This is a genomic window from Actinomadura barringtoniae, from assembly GCF_017573505.1.
Classification (GTDB): domain Bacteria; phylum Actinomycetota; class Actinomycetes; order Streptosporangiales; family Streptosporangiaceae; genus Spirillospora; species Spirillospora barringtoniae.
The window spans coordinates 19,127-39,630 of the sequence record NZ_JAGEOJ010000021.1; the positions used below are offsets into that span (position 1 = coordinate 19,127).

The 20,504-nt window shown below is 69.6% G+C and carries 18 protein-coding genes; 11 read left to right on the forward strand and 7 right to left on the reverse strand.

The annotated features are described in order from the left end of the window. Window positions 1–9: 9 nt before the first annotated feature. The gene (locus J4573_RS40765) at window positions 10–1,626 is read right to left on the reverse strand and encodes a DEAD/DEAH box helicase (protein ID WP_307797305.1); all 1,617 of its coding nucleotides are present in this window, start codon (window positions 1,624–1,626) and stop codon (window positions 10–12) included. A gap of 193 nt (window positions 1,627–1,819) precedes the next feature. Here J4573_RS40765 and J4573_RS55660 point away from each other — a divergent pair, with 193 nt between their 5' ends. The 3 genes from J4573_RS55660 to J4573_RS40780 all read left to right on the forward strand — a co-directional run bounded on the left by J4573_RS55660 (window position 1,820) and on the right by J4573_RS40780 (window position 7,301). Next, entirely contained in the window at window positions 1,820–3,388 is a 1,569-nt protein-coding gene (locus J4573_RS55660) for an AraC family transcriptional regulator (protein ID WP_208261511.1), read from the forward strand. 71 nt (window positions 3,389–3,459) lie between these two features. Beyond that, window positions 3,460–5,340: a CocE/NonD family hydrolase gene (locus J4573_RS40775; RefSeq protein ID WP_208261512.1), complete on the forward strand. Its 1,881-nt coding sequence runs from the start codon at window positions 3,460–3,462 to the stop codon at window positions 5,338–5,340. Next, window positions 5,337–7,301: a CocE/NonD family hydrolase gene (locus tag J4573_RS40780; protein WP_208261513.1), complete on the forward strand. Its 1,965-nt coding sequence runs from the start codon at window positions 5,337–5,339 to the stop codon at window positions 7,299–7,301. Before J4573_RS40775 ends, J4573_RS40780 begins: the two co-directional genes overlap by 4 nt. Window positions 7,302–7,454: 153 nt before the next feature. On the opposite strand, the gene J4573_RS40785 is transcribed toward J4573_RS40780, so the two are convergent. Continuing rightward, window positions 7,455–7,922 carry a rhodanese-like domain-containing protein gene (locus tag J4573_RS40785; protein ID WP_208261514.1) on the reverse strand — a complete coding sequence of 156 codons (468 nt, stop codon included), beginning with the start codon at window positions 7,920–7,922 and terminating at the stop codon, window positions 7,455–7,457. Window positions 7,923–8,028: 106 nt separating this feature from the next. Between J4573_RS40785 and J4573_RS40790 the strand changes: the two genes are divergently transcribed. Beyond that, the gene (locus tag J4573_RS40790) at window positions 8,029–9,009 is read left to right on the forward strand and encodes a helix-turn-helix domain-containing protein (protein WP_208261515.1); all 981 of its coding nucleotides are present in this window, start codon (window positions 8,029–8,031) and stop codon (window positions 9,007–9,009) included. 413 nt (window positions 9,010–9,422) lie between these two features. On the opposite strand, the gene J4573_RS40795 is transcribed toward J4573_RS40790, so the two are convergent. From J4573_RS40795 to J4573_RS56410, 3 genes are all read right to left on the reverse strand, one after another. Continuing rightward, complete coding sequence (locus J4573_RS40795) at window positions 9,423–10,043, reverse strand: hypothetical protein (protein WP_208261516.1); 621 nt, start codon at window positions 10,041–10,043, stop codon at window positions 9,423–9,425. A 150-nt stretch (window positions 10,044–10,193) separates the two neighbouring features. After that, complete coding sequence (locus J4573_RS40800) at window positions 10,194–10,847, reverse strand: response regulator (RefSeq protein ID WP_208261517.1); 654 nt, start codon at window positions 10,845–10,847, stop codon at window positions 10,194–10,196. Further along, a complete protein-coding gene (locus tag J4573_RS56410; RefSeq protein WP_208261518.1) occupies window positions 10,844–12,556 on the reverse strand; it encodes a histidine kinase in 1,713 nt (570 codons plus the stop codon). Before J4573_RS56410 ends, J4573_RS40800 begins: the two co-directional genes overlap by 4 nt. 630 nt (window positions 12,557–13,186) lie before the next feature. Here J4573_RS56410 and J4573_RS40810 point away from each other — a divergent pair. The 3 genes from J4573_RS40810 (at window position 13,187) to J4573_RS40820 (ending at window position 16,369) form a co-directional block, all read left to right on the forward strand. Further along, window positions 13,187–14,122, forward strand: coding sequence for a PrsW family intramembrane metalloprotease (locus J4573_RS40810; protein ID WP_208261519.1), 936 nt, complete (start codon window positions 13,187–13,189; stop codon window positions 14,120–14,122). A gap of 605 nt (window positions 14,123–14,727) precedes the next feature. Next, window positions 14,728–15,939, forward strand: a complete 1,212-nt coding sequence (locus J4573_RS40815; protein ID WP_208261520.1) for an FAD-dependent monooxygenase — start codon at window positions 14,728–14,730, stop codon at window positions 15,937–15,939. Window positions 15,940–16,129: 190 nt separating this feature from the next. Beyond that, on the forward strand, window positions 16,130–16,369 hold the full coding sequence (locus tag J4573_RS40820; protein ID WP_208261521.1) for a hypothetical protein: 240 nt from the start codon (window positions 16,130–16,132) through the stop codon (window positions 16,367–16,369). A 350-nt stretch (window positions 16,370–16,719) separates the two neighbouring features. Here the strand turns inward: J4573_RS40820 and J4573_RS40825 are convergent, their stop codons facing one another. After that, entirely contained in the window at window positions 16,720–17,622 is a 903-nt protein-coding gene (locus J4573_RS40825; RefSeq protein ID WP_208261522.1) for a LysR family transcriptional regulator, read from the reverse strand. Window positions 17,623–17,694: 72 nt separating this feature from the next. Between J4573_RS40825 and J4573_RS40830 the strand changes: the two genes are divergently transcribed. Further along, window positions 17,695–18,084, forward strand: a complete 390-nt coding sequence (locus J4573_RS40830) for a RidA family protein (protein WP_208261523.1) — start codon at window positions 17,695–17,697, stop codon at window positions 18,082–18,084. 46 nt (window positions 18,085–18,130) lie between these two features. On the opposite strand, the gene J4573_RS40835 is transcribed toward J4573_RS40830, so the two are convergent. Continuing rightward, window positions 18,131–18,568, reverse strand: a complete 438-nt coding sequence (locus tag J4573_RS40835) for an SRPBCC domain-containing protein (protein WP_208261524.1) — start codon at window positions 18,566–18,568, stop codon at window positions 18,131–18,133. A gap of 194 nt (window positions 18,569–18,762) precedes the next feature. Here J4573_RS40835 and J4573_RS40840 point away from each other — a divergent pair, with 194 nt between their 5' ends. The 3 genes from J4573_RS40840 (at window position 18,763) to J4573_RS55665 (ending at window position 20,472) form a co-directional block, all read left to right on the forward strand. Then, window positions 18,763–19,212: a hypothetical protein gene (locus J4573_RS40840; RefSeq protein WP_208261525.1), complete on the forward strand. Its 450-nt coding sequence runs from the start codon at window positions 18,763–18,765 to the stop codon at window positions 19,210–19,212. 141 nt (window positions 19,213–19,353) lie between these two features. Beyond that, the gene (locus tag J4573_RS40845) at window positions 19,354–19,842 is read left to right on the forward strand and encodes a cupin domain-containing protein (RefSeq protein ID WP_208261526.1); all 489 of its coding nucleotides are present in this window, start codon (window positions 19,354–19,356) and stop codon (window positions 19,840–19,842) included. A 294-nt stretch (window positions 19,843–20,136) separates the two neighbouring features. Next, the gene (locus J4573_RS55665) at window positions 20,137–20,472 is read left to right on the forward strand and encodes a tyrosine-type recombinase/integrase (protein WP_307797308.1); all 336 of its coding nucleotides are present in this window, start codon (window positions 20,137–20,139) and stop codon (window positions 20,470–20,472) included. Window positions 20,473–20,504 lie beyond the last annotated feature (32 nt).

The following is a 20,504-nucleotide window of genomic DNA, read 5'->3' on the forward strand; positions in this document are numbered from 1 at the left end:
TGCGTCCGATCAGTTGGTGCGGGCCGGGCGGCGGTCGCCGCCCTCGCGGCGCGGGCCGCCGTTGTGCGAGCCGCCGTTGCGCCGCTGGCCGCGCGGGCCGCGGTCACGACGGTCGCCGCCGTACGAGCCGCGCTCGCCGCCGCCGTACGAGCGCTCGCCGCGCGGGGCGCGGTCGCGGTCGCCGTACGGACGGTCGCCGCGCTGCGGGCGGTCGCCGTAGGAGGAGCCCTCACGGCGGTCGCCGTACGAGCCCTCGCGACGGTCGCCGCCGCCCTGGCGGTCGAACGAGCGCGGGCCGCGGCCGTTGAAGCCGCCGCCACGACGCCGCCCGCCCGGACGGCCGCCGCCGCGCCCCTCGCGCTTGGGGCGCTCGGGAACGACGGGACCCTCGATCGGGATGCCGGACGGCACGCGCGCCCCGGTGACCTTGACCAGCTCGGAGTCACCCGAGGTGACCCGGGTGCGGGGGGCGTTGATGCCGGCCCGGCGGGTCATCTGCTGGGTGGAGCGGACCTGGTGCGGGAGGACGAGCGTGACGACGGTGCCGCGCTCGCCGGCGCGGGCCGTACGACCGGCGCGGTGCATGTAGTCCTTGTGGTCGGCCGGCGGGTCGACGTGCAGGACCAGGCTGATGTCGTCCACGTGGATGCCGCGCGCGGCGACGTCGGTGGCGACCAGCACGTCGAACGAGCCCTCGGTGAACTCGGCGAGCGTGCGGGTGCGCAGGCCCTGGCTCTTGCCGCCGTGCAGGCCCGCGGCGCGGACCCCGGCCTGGGTGAGCTGCTTGGCGAGCCGGTCCACGCCGTGCTTGGTACGGGCGAAAAGGATCGTCTTGCCCTCGCGGTTGGCGATCTCGGCGGTGATCGCCGACTTCTCCTTGGGCGCGACGAGCAGCAGGTGGTGGTCCATGGTGTCGACCGACTCGTCCACCGGGCCGATGGCGTGCCGGACCGGCTCGTCGAGGTAGCGCTTGACGAGGACGTCGACGTCCTTGTCCAGGGTGGCCGAGAAGAGCAGTCGCTGCCCGCCCGGCTTGGCCTGGTCGAGGATGTCGGTGACGTCGGGCAGGAAGCCCATGTCCGCCATGTGGTCGGCCTCGTCGAGAACCACGATCTGAATGTCACTAAGATCACACGCGCCCTGGCGCATGAGGTCCTTGAGACGGCCCGGCGTGGCGACCAGGACCTCGACGCCGCGACGAAGCGCGTCGATCTGCTTGAACATCGAGGTCTGGCCGATGACGGTCTTGAACCGCAGGCCGACGGAGCGGCCGAGCGGCTCGAGGTTGTTCTGGACCTGCTGAGCGAGCTCGCGGGTCGGAACGAGGACGAGAGCGAGCGGGCGCTTCGGCGCGGCCTTCTGGCCCGCGATGCGGGCGAGCAGGGGCAGGCCGAAGGCCAGGGTCTTTCCGGAGCCGGTCTTGCCACGACCGAGCACGTCACGGCCGGCCATCACGTCGGGGATGGCGGCGGCCTGGATGGGGAACGGCGCCTCGATGCCCTGGCGCGCCAGGCCCGCCACCAGAGCTTCGGGCAGGCCGAGCTCGGCGAACGTGGGGACCGTGGCGGAGTCGTCGGCCGACGGGCCGGACTCAGGCAGGGCATTACCAGCAGGCAGAGATGTCACGCATTACCTTCCGAGAGGGGGGCACGTCTCGGGAGGCACCACGTTTTCGTGATCAGTGGCCTGCAAGGACGAGCCTGACGCGTTGGGCGTCGTAAGAGTGATTTGTTCAGTCTAACGTCGCCGGGGTACCTCCTTATGCCCTGACCCTGTTCAGGGGCTCCTCCTCACTAGCCGCTACGGCTACTTTTGTCCCATGGCGTCCCGCACGATCGCGATCCACTTCGTGCGGAGCGCGCTGCGCGGAGCCGTGGAACAAGGCATGGACGTCTGGCCCGTACTGCTGCGCGCCGGGATCCCGCCCGCGCTGCTGGACGACCCGCGGGCGCGAGTGACGCGAGAGCAGTACTCAGAGCTGATCCGCGCCTTGTGGGACGCGATGGGGGACGAGTTCATCGGGCTCGGGGACTTCTCCTGCAGGCGCGGAACGTTCGCCATGATGTGCCTGGTAGCGCTGGGAAGCCCCGATCTGGCGACCGCACTGCGGCGCGCCGCGGATTTTTACCATCTCTTCCCCACGGACGTGCGATTCGGCCTGACCACAGGGCCTGACGACTTCCGCCTGACCATCGATCTGGGCTCCCTCCGTGACCCCGATCACTTCGTCACCGAATCCCTGTTGATCATCTGGCACCGGGTGGTCAGCTGGGTGATCGACCTGCGCGTGCCGTTGGTACGGCTCGAGTTCGGCTACCCGCCCCCACCCCACGTAGTCGAATACGGCCCCATCTTCGGCTGCCCCATGTCGTACGGCCACGAGCTCACGACCCTGGTATTCGACGCCTCGCACCTGGCCGCCCCGATCGTCCAGGACGAAGCGGCCCTATGGGCCCGCATGGCCGCCGCCCCCGCCGACCTGATCAGCCCGCCCCGCCCCGCCTCCTCCTACACCGACCGAGTCCGCCGCATCCTCACCACCACCGGCTCCAATACCTTCGCCGTATCCGGCGGCCCAGCCCGAACAGCCGCCCCCGGCACGTCCAGCGCATCCGGCGCATCCAGCCACCCCGGCCCGTCCAGCGCGTCCGGCCGTCCCGGCTCGTCCAGCGGCCCGGGCACGACCGGCCGCAACGGCGCGACCGGCTCATCCGGCACGCCTCGCGGGTCCGGCCGTCCCGGCGGGTCCGGCACGTCCAGCGGCTCGGGCGGCTCTGCCGCGACCGGCCGTCCCGACGCGTCCGGCACGTCCAGCGGCCCTGGCACGTCTGGCGGGCCTGGCACGTCTGGCGGGCACGGCCGCCTCGGCGGGCACGGCGGGTCCAGCGACTCGGGCACGTCCGGCAGGTCCGGCGCGTTCAGGCGCCCCGGCACGTCCAGCGGCCCTGGCATATCCGGCCGTCCCGGCGGGTCCGGCACGTCCAGCGGGTCGGGCGCGACCGGCTCGGGCGGCCAGGCACGTGGGCGAGACGGATCGGGGCGACCGGCCAGGGCGGGTGGCTCGGGCGGGCCGGGCAGCTCGGGTAGGGCAGGGGCGGTGGGTGGGCCTGGGTACGGGTCGTTGACCGAGACGGCGGCGCGGCTGGCGGTGAGTCCGCAGACGTTGCGGCGGCATCTGCAGGCCGAGGGCACCTCGTTCCGTGTGATCAAGGAGGAGGTGCTCCGGGACGCGGCGATCGCGGCGCTCGCGGACGGCAAGCTGAGCGTGGAGGAGATCGCCGTACGGCTGGGGTTCGCGGACGCCAGCGCGTTCCACCGGGCGTTCAAGCGCTGGACGGGCACCACGCCGGGCACCTACCGGACTATTGACTCCGCGTCTGATAATTGAGCGGTTCGGCCAGGGGCGGTGAGCGCTCGGGTCATGGTGGGGCTGTAATCATTCGCTTACCGTCGTCGCCCATGAACCGAAGGTCGACCCTCGCCCTGGCAGCCGCCGCGCTCACCGTCGCTCTCGGCACCCTCACCCCGCCGGCGACTGCCTCCACCCCGGCAACGACCACCGCCGCCGTCCGGTCCAGGTTGCGATTCTTCGATCTGCCGGCGCGGGACGGCGTGAAGCTCAAGGCCAATGTCGTCGAGCCTTCCGGGCCGGGCAGGCATCCAGCGATCGTGTTCCCGGCGAGCTGGGCGGCGAACGACTTCGAGTACCTGCTCCAGGCGTTCAAGCTCGCCGAACGTGGCTACGTCGTGCTGTCGTTCACCCCGCGCGGCCTCTTCGGGTCGGGCGGCGAGATCGACGTCGCCGGGCCCAAGGATCTGAGCGACATCTCCGCCGCGTACGACTGGCTCATCGCCAACAGCACCGCCGACCCAGCGCGGCTGGGCGTCGCGGGCGTCTCGTACGGCGGCGACATGGCGCTGGAGATGGCCGCGTACGACAAACGAACCAAGGCAGTCGGCGGCCTCAGCGCGTTCGCCGACCTGCGCGAGTCGCTCTACCCCAACAAGACGCGCGTTTCGCTGACCGTGCCGCTGCTGTGGGGCGTCGGCCGGATCCTGGGCCGTCCGTCCGCCGAGTTCACCGAGATGATGAACATCTTCCAGAAGGCCGAGCACGAGTCGGATCCGGCCACGCAAAAGGTCCTGGCGTTCGCGGACGTCCGGTCGGCCTCCCGGCGCGCCACCGAGATCAACAAGAACGGGACCGCGGTCTTCCTGGCGAACGGGTGGGGCGACAGCTTCTTCCCGCCCAACCAGTTCGTCGCCTTCTTCAACCGGCTCACCGTGCCGAACAAGCACCTGGAGTTCGCGCCGGGCGACCACGCGACGAGCGAGGCCACGGGGCTCGCGGGGCTGCCCAATCCGGTGTGGGACAGCTTCACCCGGTTCTTCGACAAGAACCTTGCGGGGCGGACGGGCGTGCCGCAGGACGCGCCTGTCGTCCTCACACCTAGGGTCAACAAGCCAGGTCTGCAGGACCCGTTCAACCCCGGTAAGCGTGAGCCGTACGGTAGTTGGTCCACCATCGCGCCGCGAGCTGAGCGGTACGCGTTGGGTGCGGGTGAACGTCTCGTACCGGCGGGCGGCGGTGGGGCTAGGGCGGAGGCGGGAACGGGCTCGACCACGATCCAGGGCGGCGGCGAGACCAAGGCCGACTCGGGTCTGCATTTCCTCACCAACGCGATCGACCAGGTTACCGGGATCGCGCCGACCGTGAAGCTCTCTGAGATCGCACGCAAGGACGGCGCGGTCTGGCAAACCGCACCCCTTGGGAGCGGCGTGGCCGGACGCAGCGGCGCGGGCGGGGGCGCGGGCGACGGCAGCGGCGCCGGCAGAAACGCGGGCGGCAGCGGCGCGGGCGGCAGCGGCACGGGCGGCAGCGGCACGGGCAACGGCAGCAGCAGCGGCGCGGACGGAAGCGGCGACGGCAGCGGCGCAGGCGGAAGTAGCAGCGCGGGCGGGGGCGACAGAGCGGGCGGCGACGGCGGCTCTGGCGGTGGTGGGGTTCAGCGGCTTCGGGGTGAGGTTCGGCTGCGTACGAACGTGACCACTACTGCACCGACCAACAGCTTCTTCAGCTATCTCTACGACGTCGATGCGAGAGGCACGGGCCGCCTCATCACATACGCGCCGTACACGCTGCGGGACGTGAAGACCGGCGTGCCGCTCCCCATCGACCTGAAGCTGCAGTCGACCGGCTACGACCTGCCAGCCGGTCACCGCCTGGCTCTGGTCATCGACACCAAGGACTTCCGCTACATGGACGCGGGCAAGGCAGGCAGCACGCTCACTTTCTCCGGCCCGTCCAGCCTCGACCTTCCTCTGGGGAGCAACTCATGACCAGCAAGCTCACCACCGGCCGGGCAGGAATCCGACGTGGCGCGGCCGCCATCGCGACCGCAGGACTGGCCGCCGCCTCGCTAGTCGCCGTTGTGCCGACTCCGCCGGCTTCAGCGGGAGTCGGCAAGGCCGGGGCCTCGCCTCAGGTGCCTCAGTCGCCACCACTGCCGCAATCGACGCAGTATTCGGCGGACGGCTGGAAGGCGCGCCCCGAGCAGTACGACGGCATGGACATCGAACGCGACGTTCCGATCACCATGAAGGACGGCGTAAAGCTGCTCGCCGACATCCAGCGCCCCACGCGGCACGGAAAGGTCGTCCCCGGCCGCTTTCCTGTGCTCGTGCAGCAGACGCCGTACATCAAGACCGTGCTCTCCCTGCCGCCCATCAACTGGGCCCTGGTGAAGCGCGGGTACGTCATCGTGACCGTAGACGTAAGGGGGACCGGCGGGTCGGGCGGCAAGTGGCCTGTCTGGGGCGAGCCAGAGCATTCCGATGGCAAGTCGGTCGTCGAGTGGGCAGCCTCCCACAACCGGCCCTGGAGCGACGGCCGCGTAGGGCTCTTCGGGATTTCGTACGGCGGCATCAACCAGCTCTTCACCGCCTCCCAGCGCCCCAAGGGCTTGAAGGCCATCGCCCCGGCCGTTCCCATGGGAGACCTCTACCGCGACCTGGTCGGCAAGGGCGGCCGCGGTTATCTGGAACTCGCACCCGCCTACCTGGCGGCTGTGTCCGGGCTCGGGATCCTGCCCAACACCAACCTCCTGAAGGACCCCGCGACCGCGCTCAAGAACATCCAGGAGCACTGGGACGCGGCGGCCGGCAACCTGAAGATGATCCCGGAGATGATCCAGGGCGGGGACAGGGCGTACGACAGCGCCTGGTACCGCGAGCGCTCGCCGCTCACCTACGTCGACCGGATCCAGGTGCCGACGCTGCTGATGGGCGGCGAGTTCGACGCGTTCCAGCGCGGCACGCCGATGCTCTACCAGCGGCTGTCGGCCAAGGGCACGCCCGTGCAGTTCATCAACGGTCCTTGGTCGCACGCCATCGCCGCGATCCCGGCGGCGGGCGTCAGCCTCCCCGGCGTCATCAACGAGCCGCCGGGCGTGAAGCTGGGCGAGCTGCAGCTCCGCTGGTTCGACCATTACGTACGAGGCGTGCCCGACCCGGCGCTCGACCGGCGCAACAAGCAGGTCACGTACTTCGAGAACGGCGCCAACCAGTGGCGGACCGCGCGGCAGTGGCCGCCGGCCGACGTTCGCTACCAGAAGGCCTACCTGTCAGGACAGGCCTCCAAGGGCCGTCCCGGCGCGCTCGGAACACCCGTCTCGGGAACGCCCGACACGGTCAAGTGGAACCTGTTCTCGGGTCTCTGCTCGCGCTCGACGTTCCAGTGGCTGCTGTTCGGCGGCGAATTCGGCAACGGGCCGCAGAAAATCCCGTGCATGACCGACAACCGGTACAACGACCAGTCCGGCCTCACCTACGACCTGCCCGTACGCGGCCGTCCGCTGCGCTTCACCGGTCCGGTGAACGCCCACTTCACCGTCTCGACCAAGTCCCGTGACAGCCAGCTGACCGTACGACTTGAGGACGTCGGACCGGACGGCTCGGCGATCCAGCTGACCGCCGGGTGGCTGTCGCTGTCCATGCGCGAGCTGGAGCGAGGCAGGTCGGTCGTACGGAACGGGATGGTCGTGCAGCCCTGGCACCCGTACACCAAGGCCTCTCAGAAGCCGATGCCCAAGAACAAGCCGGTGACCGTAGACGTCGAGATCTTCCCGGCGTCCTGGTCCGTTCAGCCCGGCCACCACCTGCGCCTGGCCGTGCAGACGGGCGACTTCCCGCACCTCTTCCCGCCGTTCCCGCAGCTCAAGGACAGCTTCGGCGGCGACGTCAAGCTCTGGCACGACAAGACCCACCCGTCCTGGATCACCCTCCCCACCCAACCCAGCTAGCCCCGCAAAACCGCCCGTCGCCCGGCAACCGAGCGACGGGCGGCAAGCGGCGAGCCGACGGCGGCGACGGCGACGGCCACGGCGACTCCGACGGCCACGGCCACGGCCACAGCCACAGCCACAGCCACAGCATCGTTCACACCCACATGTTCGTCAGCAGGCGCAAGAGATACCGGAGACGGGAGCGGTGAGCGGGTCGGCGGCCCGCCGGGTCACCAGGCCCGCACCGTTGGCGACCGGGAAGCCCTCGCGTGCCCAGTACTCGAAGCCGCCGATCATCTCCTTGACCGCGTAACCGAGCTTCGCGAACTCCAGCGCGGCCTTCTGAGCACCGTTGCAGCCCGGTCCCCAGCAGTAGACGACCACGGTGGCGTCATGTTCGATCAACTCCCCGGCCCGCGCGGCGATGTCCGAAGTAGGTAGGTGGATCGCGCCGTCGGCGTGCCCCTGGTTCCAGCTCTCGATGCTGCGCGTGTCCACGACCACAACACCGGACGCCCCGGCCTCCAGGTCGGCGGCCACATCGGACACGTCGGTCTCGAAGGCCAGCCGCGCCGCGAAGTGCGCGATCGCCTCGCCATTCGCGGCCGCGGGAACCTTGGTGACGGCGCTGCTGCTCATCTGCACTCCTTGACCTGGGCTTTCTCTGTGCGAACGACTCAATGTTCGCGTCCAGCACCGAACACCCACCAGTGGCATGAATGCCGCACACCGCTAAGATTTCGCCATGCACCTCTCTCCTCCCGCCCGGCGTCACACGATCTCGGTCCTGGCGTTCGACGGCATGGCGCCGTTCGAGCTCGGCTCCGTCGTCGAGGTCTTCGGCCTGCCCCGCCCGGAGCTCGAGGTGCCCTGGTACGACCTGCGCGTCTGCTCGCTGGAACGCGGCCCGCTCCGCGCGGTCGGCGGCTTCACCATGACGATCGAGAACGACCTGGACGTCTTCTCCTCCGCCGACACCGTGATGGTGGTCGCGGTCCCCGACGTACGCGGCGACGTGGCACCCGAGGTGGTCGCGACCCTGCAGGAGGCGCACCGCAGGGGAGCCCGCATCGTCTCCATCTGCTCAGGCGCGTTCGCCCTGGCCGCAGCCGGTCTGCTGAACGGCCGGGAGGCCACCACCCACTGGCAGTACGCGGCGCTCCTCCAGTCGCGCTACCCAATGATTCACGTGAATCCACACGTTCTGTATGTGGACGGTGACGACGTGCTGACCAGCGCGGGCAGCGCCGCCGGGCTCGACCTGTGCCTGCATCTCGTACGCAAGGACCACGGCGCCAAGGTCGCCAACGCCGTCGCCCGCCGACTGGTCATCCCGCCGCACCGAGAGGGCGGCCAGGCCCAGTTCGTCGAGGCCGCCGTGACCGAACCGGCCACCGACGACGCCATCGCCCGAGCCATGGCCTGGTCCCTCGACCACCTCGCCGAACCCATCACGGTCGCCGATCTAGCCCGCCAAGCCCACCTGTCGCCCCGCACGTTCATCCGCCACTTCAACCGCCAGACCGGCACCAGTCCCCTGCGCTGGGTCATCACCCAACGGATCATGGCGAGCCTCCCCCTCCTCGAAGGCGGCACCATCCCCATCGAAGAGATCGGCACCGCCGTCGGTTTCGAAAGCCCCGTCACCTTCCGCCACCACTTCACCCGCGCCATGAAGACCTCCCCCTCCGCCTACCGCCGCACCTTCCGAGCAACCGCCTCCTAACCCCCGAACACCACCCGCGCCACACACCAGCCCGCACTGCCCAGCCACCCTGTCCGGGGGCGCCCGGCCCAGGTGCCCGGTCTTGGCTGGTGCCTGGTCAAGGCAGCTGACCATGGCGCCCAGCCGTGAACGCCGACTGCGATGGCTGACCGCGGTGACTGGCCACGGGATCGGCCACGGCGCCGGGTCACGCTGGCCGGTCGCGCGCCTGACCGTGGTGCCTGACCGTGGTGCCCGGCCGAGGTGCCCGGCCGAGGTGCCCGGCCGAGGTGCCCGGCCACGGTGCCCGGCCACGGCGCCCGGCCACGGCGCCCGGCCACGGCGCCCGGTCACAGTCGCTGGAGCGGCGAGTGACCGCGGTGGCCGTCGAGGCGGCCGGTCTAGGCGGCTGACGCGGGTCGCTTGGGCGTTTGTTAGGCGGGAACGGCTTCGGTGGCGGTGCGGTGGGCGTTTGGGCGGGCGAAGGGGAGGAGGGACAGCCAGATGAGCGCGGCGCCGAGGGGGAGCAGGTTGAGGTTGACGGCGATGACCGCGAAGCCGAGCAGGCCGGCGACGGGGGAGAGCGCCACCGTTGCGCGCCGGGCGATCACGGCGTGCTGAACGAGCAGGACGGTCAGGCCGAGCATGAACAGCATCGGCGCCGTGTCGTAGACGGCCGAGGGCAGAACGTTCGGGACGTCGGCGTATTTGTGCGCGAGCGTGCTCTTCTCGGCGTGGTCGGCGGCCTTGAGCCCGACGACGATGTCGATGATCGCGACCCGGATGAACGCGACCAGCCCCAGGGCCGAGAGCCCTGCCGCGATGCCTGCGGTCGTCCTCCGGGCCGTTCCTCCCGCCGGCATCTGCCTCCAGAGACCAGCGGTGACCAGCCCGTACAGAACGAGCGCGCCGAGGAAGAGCACGTGCCCGACCGTCCACGCGAGTCCGGGACCGTACGTGCCGTCCCTCCCGTCGATGAGCCGGATGACGCCGTACGTGAGCATCAGCGCAGGCGCGGCGTGAAAGGCGAACCCGAATCGGGATGTTCTGAGCATGTGCATCACTCCCGGAGCGACCGAAGATTCTCTGCCTTCGATCCTCGGGAGCGACGTCGTTCACGTGATCGCCGCCGCGGGCGGTCTTCGCCCATCCGTCACGTGGGGGAGTCACCCGCCTGAACTCCCCCGTCCGACCGAGTGCGCCGGTCAGGCCGGTTCGATGAGGCGGCTCTCGTAGGCGGCGATGACGGCCTGGACTCGGTCGCGGAGGCCCAGCTTGGACAGAACGTTGCTGACGTGGGTCTTCACGGTGTGTTCGCTGACGACCATGGCCGTGGCGATCTCCGCGTTCGACAGGCCGCGGCCGAGAAGGCGCAGCGTCTCGCGTTCGCGCGCGGTCAGGACCGCCAGGCGCTCGGACGGCGGCGTGCCCTCGCGCGGGCGGTTGCGGGTGATGTCGGCGATCAGCCGGCGCGTGACGGTCGGGGCCAGCAGCGACTCCCCCGCGGCGACGACGCGTACGGCATGGACCAGGTCATCGCGCCGGACGTCCTTCAGCAGGAAGCCGCTCGCGCCCGCGTAGAGCGCGTCGTAGACGTAGTCGTCCTGGTCGAACGTGGTGAGCATCAGCGCCCGCGTGCGGCTCTCCGAGCAGATGACCTTGGCCGCCTCGATCCCGTCCAGGCCCGGCATCCGGATGTCGAGGAGAGCGACATCGGGTTGGTGGGCCCGAACGGCCGCGATCGCCGCCTCACCGTCGCCCGCCTCGCCGACCACCTGGATGTCGGGCTGGGCCTCGAGGATCATCGCGAAGCCGCTGCGTACGAGCTCCTGGTCGTCCGCGAGCACGACCCGGATCAAGGCGTGACCTCCCGAATCCGTTCGGCGTGCGGCTGTCGATCGGCATAAGGAAGCCGGGCAGTCACGCGAAACCCGCCGCCCGGCAGCGGCCCTGCCTCAGCCACGCCTCCACAGGACGCCGCACGCTCCCGGATCCCGATAAGCCCGTGGCCACCCGCCACCCTGGATCCATTCATGCCGGAGCGCCGTGCCGCCGCCGATGCACCAACACCGGGTCCTCCCGCCGAAGATCTGGCGACACCCTTGCCACCCGCCGTCGCAGATCCACCCCCGCTAGGGCCGCCAGCCGCCGCAGACCCGCCATGACCACGGGCTGCCGCAGGGCCACTGCCGCTAGGACCATGCGCCGCCGTGGATCGGTCGCCGCCACTGCCACCAGCCACCGCAGATTCACCACTGCCCTCGCCACGAGCCGCCGTAGGCCCGCCGCCACTATGGCCGCGGGCGACCGTAGGTCCGCCGCCGCCGCAGCCACCAACCACCGCAGATTCGTCGCGGCCTTCGCCACCAGCTGGCGCAGGTCCACCGCCGATGGCGTCCCGGGTCACCATGGATCCACCTCCGCCATAGCCACGACCCGCCGCAGGCCCGCCACCTCCCTTGCCACGAGCCACCGTGGATCCGCCGCCATGGCCGCCAGAAGCCGTGGACCCGTCGCCGCCGTGGCCACCGCCCACCGCGCGATCGCCAAGGCCCCGGCCTCCCATCACCCCGCGGAGGCCTCTGGGGAACGCGGGATCGTCAACGCCCTGGCCATCGTCAGTGACGGTGATCAGCAGCTCGTCGGTCCCTGTCCAGTCGAGCCGTACGGTGACCGACGTGGCCGCAGCGTGCTTGACCGCGTTCGTCAGCGCTTCCTGCACAATGCGGTGCGCCGCCACATCGGCGTCAGGGGGCAATGTGCGGGGGAGCCCGTCGTTGTGCAACTCCACCCGCAGGTCGGTGCTGTCCACGCGCGCGATCAAGTCCGGGAGGGTCGCGATGGTCGGCTGCGGCGCCCGAACGCCCTCGTCCTGATCCTCCTTGAGCACGCCCAACGTCCGTCTGAGCTGCACCATCGCGTCCCGCCCGGCCGCCGCGATCGCATCGAACGCCTGCTCCGCCCGATCCGGGTCGCTGCGCACCACCACCGGCCCCGCCTCCGCCTGAACGATCATCAGGCTGACCGCGTGCGCGAGCACGTCGTGCATGTCGCGGGCGATCCTGGCGCGTTCCTCCGCCGCAGCACGTGCGGCGTGCGCCTCCTGCTCGCGTTCCAGCCGTACGGCACGTTCTGCCAGCACAGCCGTGCGTTCGCGCGCGGTCCGGGCGAGCGTGCCCAGCAGGAACGCGGCGAGGGGGAGCAGCAGGGTGAACATGAACTCCGGCGCCGTGTTGTGCTTGATGAGCAGCGCGGCGGGCGGTGTGGTCGCGAGCATTCCCACGACGAACGCCCAGCGCTGCCAGGCCTTCTGTCCCAGGTCAGCGATCGTGTAGAACGCGACCAGTCCGCCGTACTGCAACATCTGGCCTGGCCGGTGGTACGCCGAAACCAGAATGGCGAACGCACATACTGTGAGCGCCACGGCGAACGATGCACGTCTCCGCCACAGCAGCGGAACGACGGTACCCACGTTGAACAGTGCACCCAGCGGAGTCACGTTGTTCCAGGCGACGAACGGAACGGATGTCGGCACCGCAACAGCGAGAGCCACCGCGACGTCCGCCACCCTGACGCGCGGAAGGCGAAGGGGCATTCGCCCAGTATCCGGCCGCACAACCCCAAGCCGCCTCGCCCGCACGAGGGATCTCTCCCCCATCTCCGCCAAGCCGACCAAGCGGCCCGCTAACCCGCCCAACGCTCCAGTAAGCCCCGGCGCCACCCCGAGCCGCCCACCCCCACGTGCAGTACGCACCCCCGCCAGGTGCGTACCCCCGACCAGGACCGCCTGCCGGACGCGCAGCCCCACCGCAGCATGCAGGTCTGGTGATCCACGACGGGGAACGCGCGGCGGAGAACGGCAGACCTCCTGAGTCACACCCGCCCCCGCCGATGGGCGCAGCCCTTCCGTGGGGCGTACCTCCGTTGACGTGCCCTCGTAGGCGCTGACCGCGACGGCAGCGCCGCCTGTGAACGGCCATGTAAGTCCCCGGGACGACGGCGAGGGATCCCGCCACCAACCGCTCCTGCTCGCCCCGGTCACCCAATGCCCGCCTGCTGGATGGCCCGCACCACCACAGGTCACCAGCCCGTGGGCCACCGGCCACGCATACCGCCCTTTTACTCGAGCGGGCAAAGATTCCCCAGGCTGATGGGTAGGTTCCGTCTACTTACGGTGAACGATGCGCTCGGGGGAGCAATGACGCAGCGGACGTCGCGAACGTGGTTGAAGGTGTTCTGGACCGGCCTGGCTCTATGGGCCGCCACGGTCGCGGTCACTGTGATCACCGCCAACACCAATCTGCTGCCCACGATCGTGCTGCTGGGCAGTTTCCTGGTGCCGGTCACGTTCGCGATCTGGGCGTACGAGCACGGCACGTCAGGCGAGATCACGGTGCCGCTCCTGTTCACGGCGTTCGTCGTGGGCGGCGTACTGGGTGTCCTGGGCGCATCGCTGCTCGAGACCTACCTGCTGCACCCGTCCCTGTGGATGTACGTCGGCGTGGGCCTCATCGAGGAAGCGGTCAAGCTCATCGCGCTGATCTTCGTGGCCCGCCACCTGCGCCACCGTTCACTGCGCGACGGGCTCGTCCTCGGCGCCACGGTCGGCTTCGGCTTCGCCGCGTTCGAAAGCTCGGGCTACGCGCTCAACGCCCTGTTCACCGTCGACGGGCTCAGCATCCGTTCAATGGTCGAGACCGAGATCCTGCGCGGCCTGCTCACCCCGCTCGGCCACGGGCTGTGGACGGCGATCCTGGGCGGCACGCTCTTCGCCGCCTCGCGCGGTCACCACCGCCTGCGCATCACCGGCCCCGTCGTACTGGCCTACCTGGGCGTCTCACTCCTCCACGCCCTGTGGGACTCCATGCACGGCCTGGCGATCGCGGCGACGCTCTACCTCACCGGCGCACGCTGGCAGTTCCAGCTCCTGGAGCACGGCTACCTGCCCCGCGCCACCGACACCCAAGGCCACCTGATCACCCTCCTGAACGCCGCAGGCATCATCGTCATCTCGTTCATAGCCCTGACCTGGCTCCGCTCCCTCTACTCCCGTTCCGAACGCGACCAAGCCCCACCCCCAATCCCCCAAGGCCACTTCCGCACCGAACCCCCATGGAGCCCCGAACGCCGCTGACGCGCAGCTCCAGCCCCAGAACGGCCAAGCCACAAGCCAGGCCAAGGCCCCGGCCCTAGCCCGGCCCTAGCCGAGCCCAACTGTTGGGGCCCTGTGGCAAGCCAAGCCAATGGACGGACACCCACGTCGGTGGGGCACGCTCCTCCGACCGGCCACACTCCGCGGACCGGGCACACCCTGCGGACAGAGCTCGACCCGCGTGCAAGGCAGGCCAGCGGACAACCAGCCTCCGGTGCGAGCCCGGGTAGCGCTGGAGGGGACCGCCAGAGCCTTTTTCTACCTGGCTGCGCTAAGCGGGGCGCCGATCCAGGAGAGAACGATCGCGAGGGCACCCACGAGCAGCGCTAAGGCGAGCACCAAAGCACCCGTCCAGTACCACCAGCACCGCCGCCCACCGCTTCCAGCCAGCACCACTTGCGCACGGCCCGGACACCTGCAGCCCTCCACACCGCATTGCTCACCAGCTGCCCGCCTGCCACCACTAGCAGCACCGCTGACCAACCGCGCACAAGCACGGTCAGCCACGCGTGCGCGCCTGGTCAGCGCGCCCGGCGAATCTCTGTGTCATCGAGAACGAGAGAACGACGAAGACACAGGAGCAGGCAATGAACAAGAAGGTTCTGATCTCGGGTGCCAGCATCGCCGGACCGTCCCTGGCCTACTGGCTGACGCAGTACGGCTTCGAGGTCACCGTCGTGGAGCGCGCGGCCGGCATCCGGCCCGGCGGGCAGGCGGTCGACTTCCGCGGCCACGTTCACCTGTCCGTCCTGGAGAAGATGGGCATCCTGGACGAGGTCCGCAGCCATCAGACCGACAACGGCGCTCTGCACCTCATCGGCTCCGACGGCCGCGACCTGGTCGAACTCCCCGCCTCGTTCACCGGCGGCGAGGTGGAGATCCTGCGCGGCGACCTGGCCCGGATCCTGTACGAGCGGACCCGGCACTCCGCCACCTACGTCTTCGACGACTCGATCACTTCTCTGACCGAGACCGAGCACGGCGTGTACGTCACGTTCGAACGCGGCGAGCCCGACCGCTACGACCTGGTGGTCGGCGCGGACGGACTGCACTCCAACGTGCGGCGCCTGGCGTTCGGTGACGAGAAGCAGTTCATCCAGGACTCCGGCTACCACGTGGCGATCTTCGACGCGCCGAACCGCCTCGGCCTGAGCCACGATGGCGTCCTCTACAGCGAGCCCGGCCGCGGCATGGCGCTCTACCCGACCCACAACGGCGCTTCCGCCAACGTCATGTGCGTCTTCGCCGCCGACCAGGTCGACGTCCACCGCCGCGACTACGACGCGCAGAAGCGCCTGGTCGCCGAGCGTTTCGCCGGGATGGGCTGGCACGGCGAGGCCCTGATGCAGGACCTGCGGAACGCGCCGTACTTCTACTACGACTCGATCAGCATGGTCCGCATGAAGCAGTGGACCAAGGGCCGGGTCTCGCTCCTCGGTGACGCGGGCTACGGCGCCACCTGCGGCGGCATGGGCACCGGCCTCGCAGTCGTCTGCGCCTACGTCCTCGCCGGCGAACTGGCCGCGTCCGCCGACCACACCACCGCGTTCGCCGCGTACGAGAAGGAGATCAAGAAGTTCACCAAGGCCTGCCAGCAGGTCGCCGGCGGCGTGGGCACGTTCTTCGCCCCCAAGACCACCCGCAGCCTCCGCCGCCGCACCAAGATCTACAAGGTCCTCACCGCCGGCCCGTTCATCCGCCTCCTCGACAAGCTGACCACCAAGGCCGCAACCGCCATCGAGCTCAAGGACTACCCCGCTCCCCTGCCCGCCCACCACCCAACCCACGCCGCCGCCTAACTCCCAACACCACTCCCCGAAACAGCCCGCGCCAAGGCGCGGGCCGTTCGGCGTCACCCCTCGTCCCTCTCCCCGCAGCCGACATCGTCAGGCATGGACACGTCCGCGTCGGACGTTCGGGCAGCTAGTGCGCAGACGCGGATCATCCGACGCGAGCGCCTGCCGTCCGGCTTAGGCGCGGGCAGGACTGGTGTGGTGCGAAGAGCACGCCGACGCCGGGAGCGTCGTCGAGGTCGCCCCCGGCCCGTTCGGCGTAACCCGAGCGGACCATGGCATCACGCACGCACAACCCGGCGGTCGTAAGCAGCTCGGCGTCGGGCGTAAGCGGCTCGGCGTTAGGCGTAAGCGGCTCGGCGTTAGGCGTAAGCGGCTCGGCGTCGGGCATGAGCGGCTCGGCGTCGGGCATGAGCAGCTCGGCGTCAGCCGGTGAACGGCTCGCCGACGAACGCGGTGGCCTCGCGGCGCTGCGTACGGAGGTTACTTAGCCCCAGAAGCACAGCTCATCCACCGCAAGGCGCCTGCCGTCGGACGTAAGCACGCACGCCATGCGGCGACAAAGGCGAGCCGATCGACGTCACGCGCTCGCGCCACACAACTTCACGTGCGTGCGCCATGCAACGTCAGACACGGAAACCGTGCGGCAATGCGCGCGGGCCGGTCAACGTCAGGCGTACGCGCTCGCCGCAAGTCGCATGCGACGATGCGCGCGGGCCGAGATGTCAGGCACACGCGCTTGGCATTTGGCGCGTGGGCGGTGCGGCGATGCGTGGGGATGTGCCGCTACTTGTGGGGTGGGTTGCCCACCGCTTCTAGGAGGTTGGTGACCAGGGGGTTTTGTTCGTTGCGGCGCCAGGCCATGGCTGCGCGGGTGCGGGTGGTGTTGGGCTGGATGCTGCGGAACGCGACTCCCTTCAATCGGATGCGGCGGATGCTCGCCGGGGCCAGCGAGATGCCCAGGCCGGTCTCCACCAGGGCGCAGACGGTCTGCCATTCCACTGCGTGCTGCGCGATCCGGGGCGTGAAGCCCGCCTCGGCGCACAGGGCGACGATCTGGTCGTGGAGCTGCGGGCCGACCTCGCGGGGGAGCAGCACGAACGACGAGTCGGCCAGGCGCGCCAACTCGACCGTTCGCTGTGCGGCCAGCGGGTGCACGGTCGGCAGTACGGCCACGAACGGCTCGGTCAGGACTGTCCTGAACGCCAGGTCCGGTTCGTCGTCGGGCGGCTCCCGCAGCAAACCGACGTCGATGGTCTTCTCGTGCAGCGCCTCGATCTGCGGCGCGCTGGTCATCTCGCGGATGTCCAGCAGCACGTCCGGGTACCGTTCGCGAAATCCTCGGAGCAGGCCGGGCAGAACGGTCAGGGCGAGCGACGCCGCGAACCCGATGCGCAACGTTCCCGCCTGGCCGCTGCCGATGGCGCGTGCCGCCGCAAGCCCGTCGGCGAGGTCGTTGAGGGCTCGGCGGGCGGCGGGCAGCAGTTCCTGACCTGCGGCAGTGAGGGCGACCCGTCCGGGCTCCCGGCTGAACAGGTCGTGGCCGACCTTGTCCTCCAGGCGCCGGATCTGCTGACTCAGTGGCGGTTGCGCGATTCCCAAGCGTGCGGCCGCGTGGCCGAAGTGGAGTTCCTCCGCTAGAACGACGAAGGCGTGCAGCTGCGCCAGCGGCAGAACGGGACGCTCCATATCTTCAGAGATATCAGGTAAGCCTCCATCGTGTATTAGACGTATTCACACTGGTCACCTAGCGTTCCGCGCATGACGGAACGACGAGCGATCCTGAGCGGCTCGACCTTTGAGGAACAAATCGGCTACGCCCGCGCCGTGGTGGACGGCGACTGGGTGCACGTGTCCGGCACGACCGGCTTCGACTACGCCACCATGACGATCTCCGACAACGTCGTTGAGCAGGCCGAACAGTGCATTCGCAACATCGAGGCCGCGCTGGTGGAGGCGAGCTGCACGCTCGCCGATGTGGTTCGGGTCCGCTATCTACTCCCGGAACGCGCCGACTTCGAGCCGTGCTGGCCTGTCCTTCGCCGCGCGTTCGGCACCGTACGACCGGCCGCGACCATGCTCGTCTGCGGCCTCGCAGACCCGCGCATGAAGATCGAAATCGAGGCCTACGCCCGACGGGCAGACACATAGACCGCCGCTAGCCCCGCAGCCCCCGCCAGAGCAGACATCTGAATGGCTAGCCGCGATCCGACTCGACAAGAGCGGCCAGCTTCTCCAGTGCCATCCGCGTGCCCAGCTCGTTGTCGGCTGCGGAGACGCCCTCGGGCATCCCGTCGTGGACGATGACGACCTCCGTACCGCCATCGACATCCGCCAGTGTCGTCGTCTGCGTGATGGTCCCCTGAACGGCGGGATCGTCCGTCTCGAACTCGAACACCTCCACCACCCGTTCATCGGGCACGATCTCGGCGAAGTGCCCGTGGTAGGTGTCGGTGTGCGCCGTCGACTTCCCCGTCGCGTCCGGCGCGTCGTACGTCAGCGAGATCCGGTACCTGCCTCCCTCCCGCGCGTCGAACTCGTGGACCAGGCTGCTCATGTCCGCCGGAACGCGCCACTCCGCGATCGCGTCCGCGTTCACCAGAGCCGGGAAGACCGCCGAGCGCGGCGCTCTCACGTGCTGTGATACTCGCGTCGAGTACATGCGGCGACCCTACTCGCCCCCTCCGACAAAGCCCGCGACCCGCGACGGCGTCCGGCTTTGGTATCGGCAATCACAAGGTTGGTTGACCCGGCCCGCGACACCCGCCAGGCTCCCCACCACCTCCTTAAGTTGATCTTGCTATCGGCACGTTCCTCAGGAGGAAAGCCATGAAGCTGCGCACCATGGTGCTCACCGGCGGTCTCGGCGCCGCCGTCCTGCTCGCCCCGACCGCCGCGGCCGCGGCCGCCACCACTTCGGCGGCCACCGAGGACAATCTGTCGCTGCAGATCAGCAGTGCCAAGCTGGACAAGGGCAACGTCGTCGTACGCGGCGTCTACTCGTGCGACATGCCCTATAAGGCCAGGTTCATCGAGTCCGAGGCCATGCAGTACCAGGGCGAGGACAACGAGGTCAGGGGCCTCAAGGCACTGTGGGACCGCCCCTGCACCGGGGCCAAGCGCCAGTTCCAGGCGACGATCAGCGCCGGCAAGGGCGCCAAGTTCGTCACCGCCGCCGACGGCGGGAGCGCGGTGTTCGTCCAGGTCGAGCTCACCGTCACCGACCAGAACAATGTCTGGCAGGACACCCTGCACGACTCCGTCGACGTAGACGTCTGATCGCCGGCCCCAGCGGCCCATCCCCAGAACGCCGCCGTCCGGCACCCCGGATGGCGGCGTTTCTGTCCCGTACGACACCCCACACCGAGAAATCCACCATTGGCCTTGTGGAGCCCCGAAGACAGCTGGCACAACAGCACCATGAGCCTCTTCCCTCCCGCCAACAGTGACTCGACCCGCCAGTACGTTCTGGGCAAGGAACTTCGCGTCACCATCCTCACCTCCGCAGAGGAAACGGACGGGCGCCACGACATCACCGACTCGTTCATGCCCACCGGCGCCGCGACCCCGCTCCACCTGCACACGCGCTATGAGGAACGGCTCTGGGTTGTGTCGGGCTCCCTCACCGTGTGGTGCGGCCCGGACACCGTGACCCTGCGTTCCGGCGACTTCCACACCATCCCCATGAACGTCCCCCACGCGATCGCTTCCGGCCCCGAAGGCGCGCGAGCCCTCAACATCAGCTCCCCAGCAGCGTTCGCCGAGCTCATGGCCCGCGCCGGCACTCCCCTCCACCTCGCCACCCCGGACACCGAGCTGAACGCCGAACTCTTCATGGCCGTGACCGAAGAACTAGGAGACGTAGTCCTAGGCCCGCCCGGCACCACCCCCGCCGACCTCCCCCAGTGACCCGCCTCCCAAGCAGTACAGCCCGCGCAGCCAGAGCAATCTCGGCTTCCAGCGTCCGCCGAACTGCGCGAGTGCTTGTTCAGGTCCACTCCGATCCGGCGACTCATTCCGTGTATGTTCCGGATCTCTATTCCGAAGGCCTCAGACGGTGGAGCCACCAAGGCACATCAGGCGGCGCGAACGGGTTGTTGAGCGTCTTGGCCTCGTAGGCGGCGTCGAGGGGCCGGATCGCGGCGTCGAATCGGCGGCGCACCCTCGGGCTGAGTGTGCGCCTTGCCACGTGAAGAAGGGTGCGTGCATCGTCCAGGTCGGCGCGGCAACTTCCGGCGTGGTGCGCGCTGGGCACTGGCTGTCGAGACGATCGGCGCACCCGGCCTCCACTTCCATGACCTACGGCACACGGGCAACATGCTCGCGGCGCAGAGTGGTGCGGGCTTGCGGGATCTGATGGAGCGCATGGGGCATGACTCTGTGCGGGCGGCCATGATCTATCAGCACGCCACTACGGCGGCCGGTAAGACGATCGCGGCGGCGATCGACGAGCAGATCAAGGCGACTCGGAACGACGGCCAGGAGGACGACGACGATGGGGACGACGGTCCGACAGGCGTCCTCGTCCCGGTGGCCTAATGGCCCGCTAATGGCCCGAACGCCCCCAGCCG

What these genes read in the sequence shown, in the direction of transcription:
- J4573_RS55660 (WP_208261511.1), top strand. Translation starts at nt 1,820, where the DNA reads ATGGCGTCCCGCACGATCGCGATCCACTTCGTGCGGAGCGCGCTGCGC.
- J4573_RS40775 (WP_208261512.1), top strand. Translation starts at nt 3,460, where the DNA reads ATGAACCGAAGGTCGACCCTCGCCCTGGCAGCCGCCGCGCTCACCGTC.
- J4573_RS40780 (WP_208261513.1), top strand. Translation starts at nt 5,337, where the DNA reads ATGACCAGCAAGCTCACCACCGGCCGGGCAGGAATCCGACGTGGCGCG.
- J4573_RS40785 (WP_208261514.1), bottom strand. Translation starts at nt 7,922, where the DNA reads ATGAGCAGCAGCGCCGTCACCAAGGTTCCCGCGGCCGCGAATGGCGAG.
- J4573_RS40790 (WP_208261515.1), top strand. Translation starts at nt 8,029, where the DNA reads ATGCACCTCTCTCCTCCCGCCCGGCGTCACACGATCTCGGTCCTGGCG.
- J4573_RS40795 (WP_208261516.1), bottom strand. Translation starts at nt 10,043, where the DNA reads ATGCTCAGAACATCCCGATTCGGGTTCGCCTTTCACGCCGCGCCTGCG.
- J4573_RS40810 (WP_208261519.1), top strand. Translation starts at nt 13,187, where the DNA reads ATGACGCAGCGGACGTCGCGAACGTGGTTGAAGGTGTTCTGGACCGGC.
- J4573_RS40815 (WP_208261520.1), top strand. Translation starts at nt 14,728, where the DNA reads ATGAACAAGAAGGTTCTGATCTCGGGTGCCAGCATCGCCGGACCGTCC.
- J4573_RS40825 (WP_208261522.1), bottom strand. Translation starts at nt 17,622, where the DNA reads ATGGAGCGTCCCGTTCTGCCGCTGGCGCAGCTGCACGCCTTCGTCGTT.
- J4573_RS40830 (WP_208261523.1), top strand. Translation starts at nt 17,695, where the DNA reads ATGACGGAACGACGAGCGATCCTGAGCGGCTCGACCTTTGAGGAACAA.
- J4573_RS40840 (WP_208261525.1), top strand. Translation starts at nt 18,763, where the DNA reads ATGAAGCTGCGCACCATGGTGCTCACCGGCGGTCTCGGCGCCGCCGTC.
- J4573_RS40845 (WP_208261526.1), top strand. Translation starts at nt 19,354, where the DNA reads ATGAGCCTCTTCCCTCCCGCCAACAGTGACTCGACCCGCCAGTACGTT.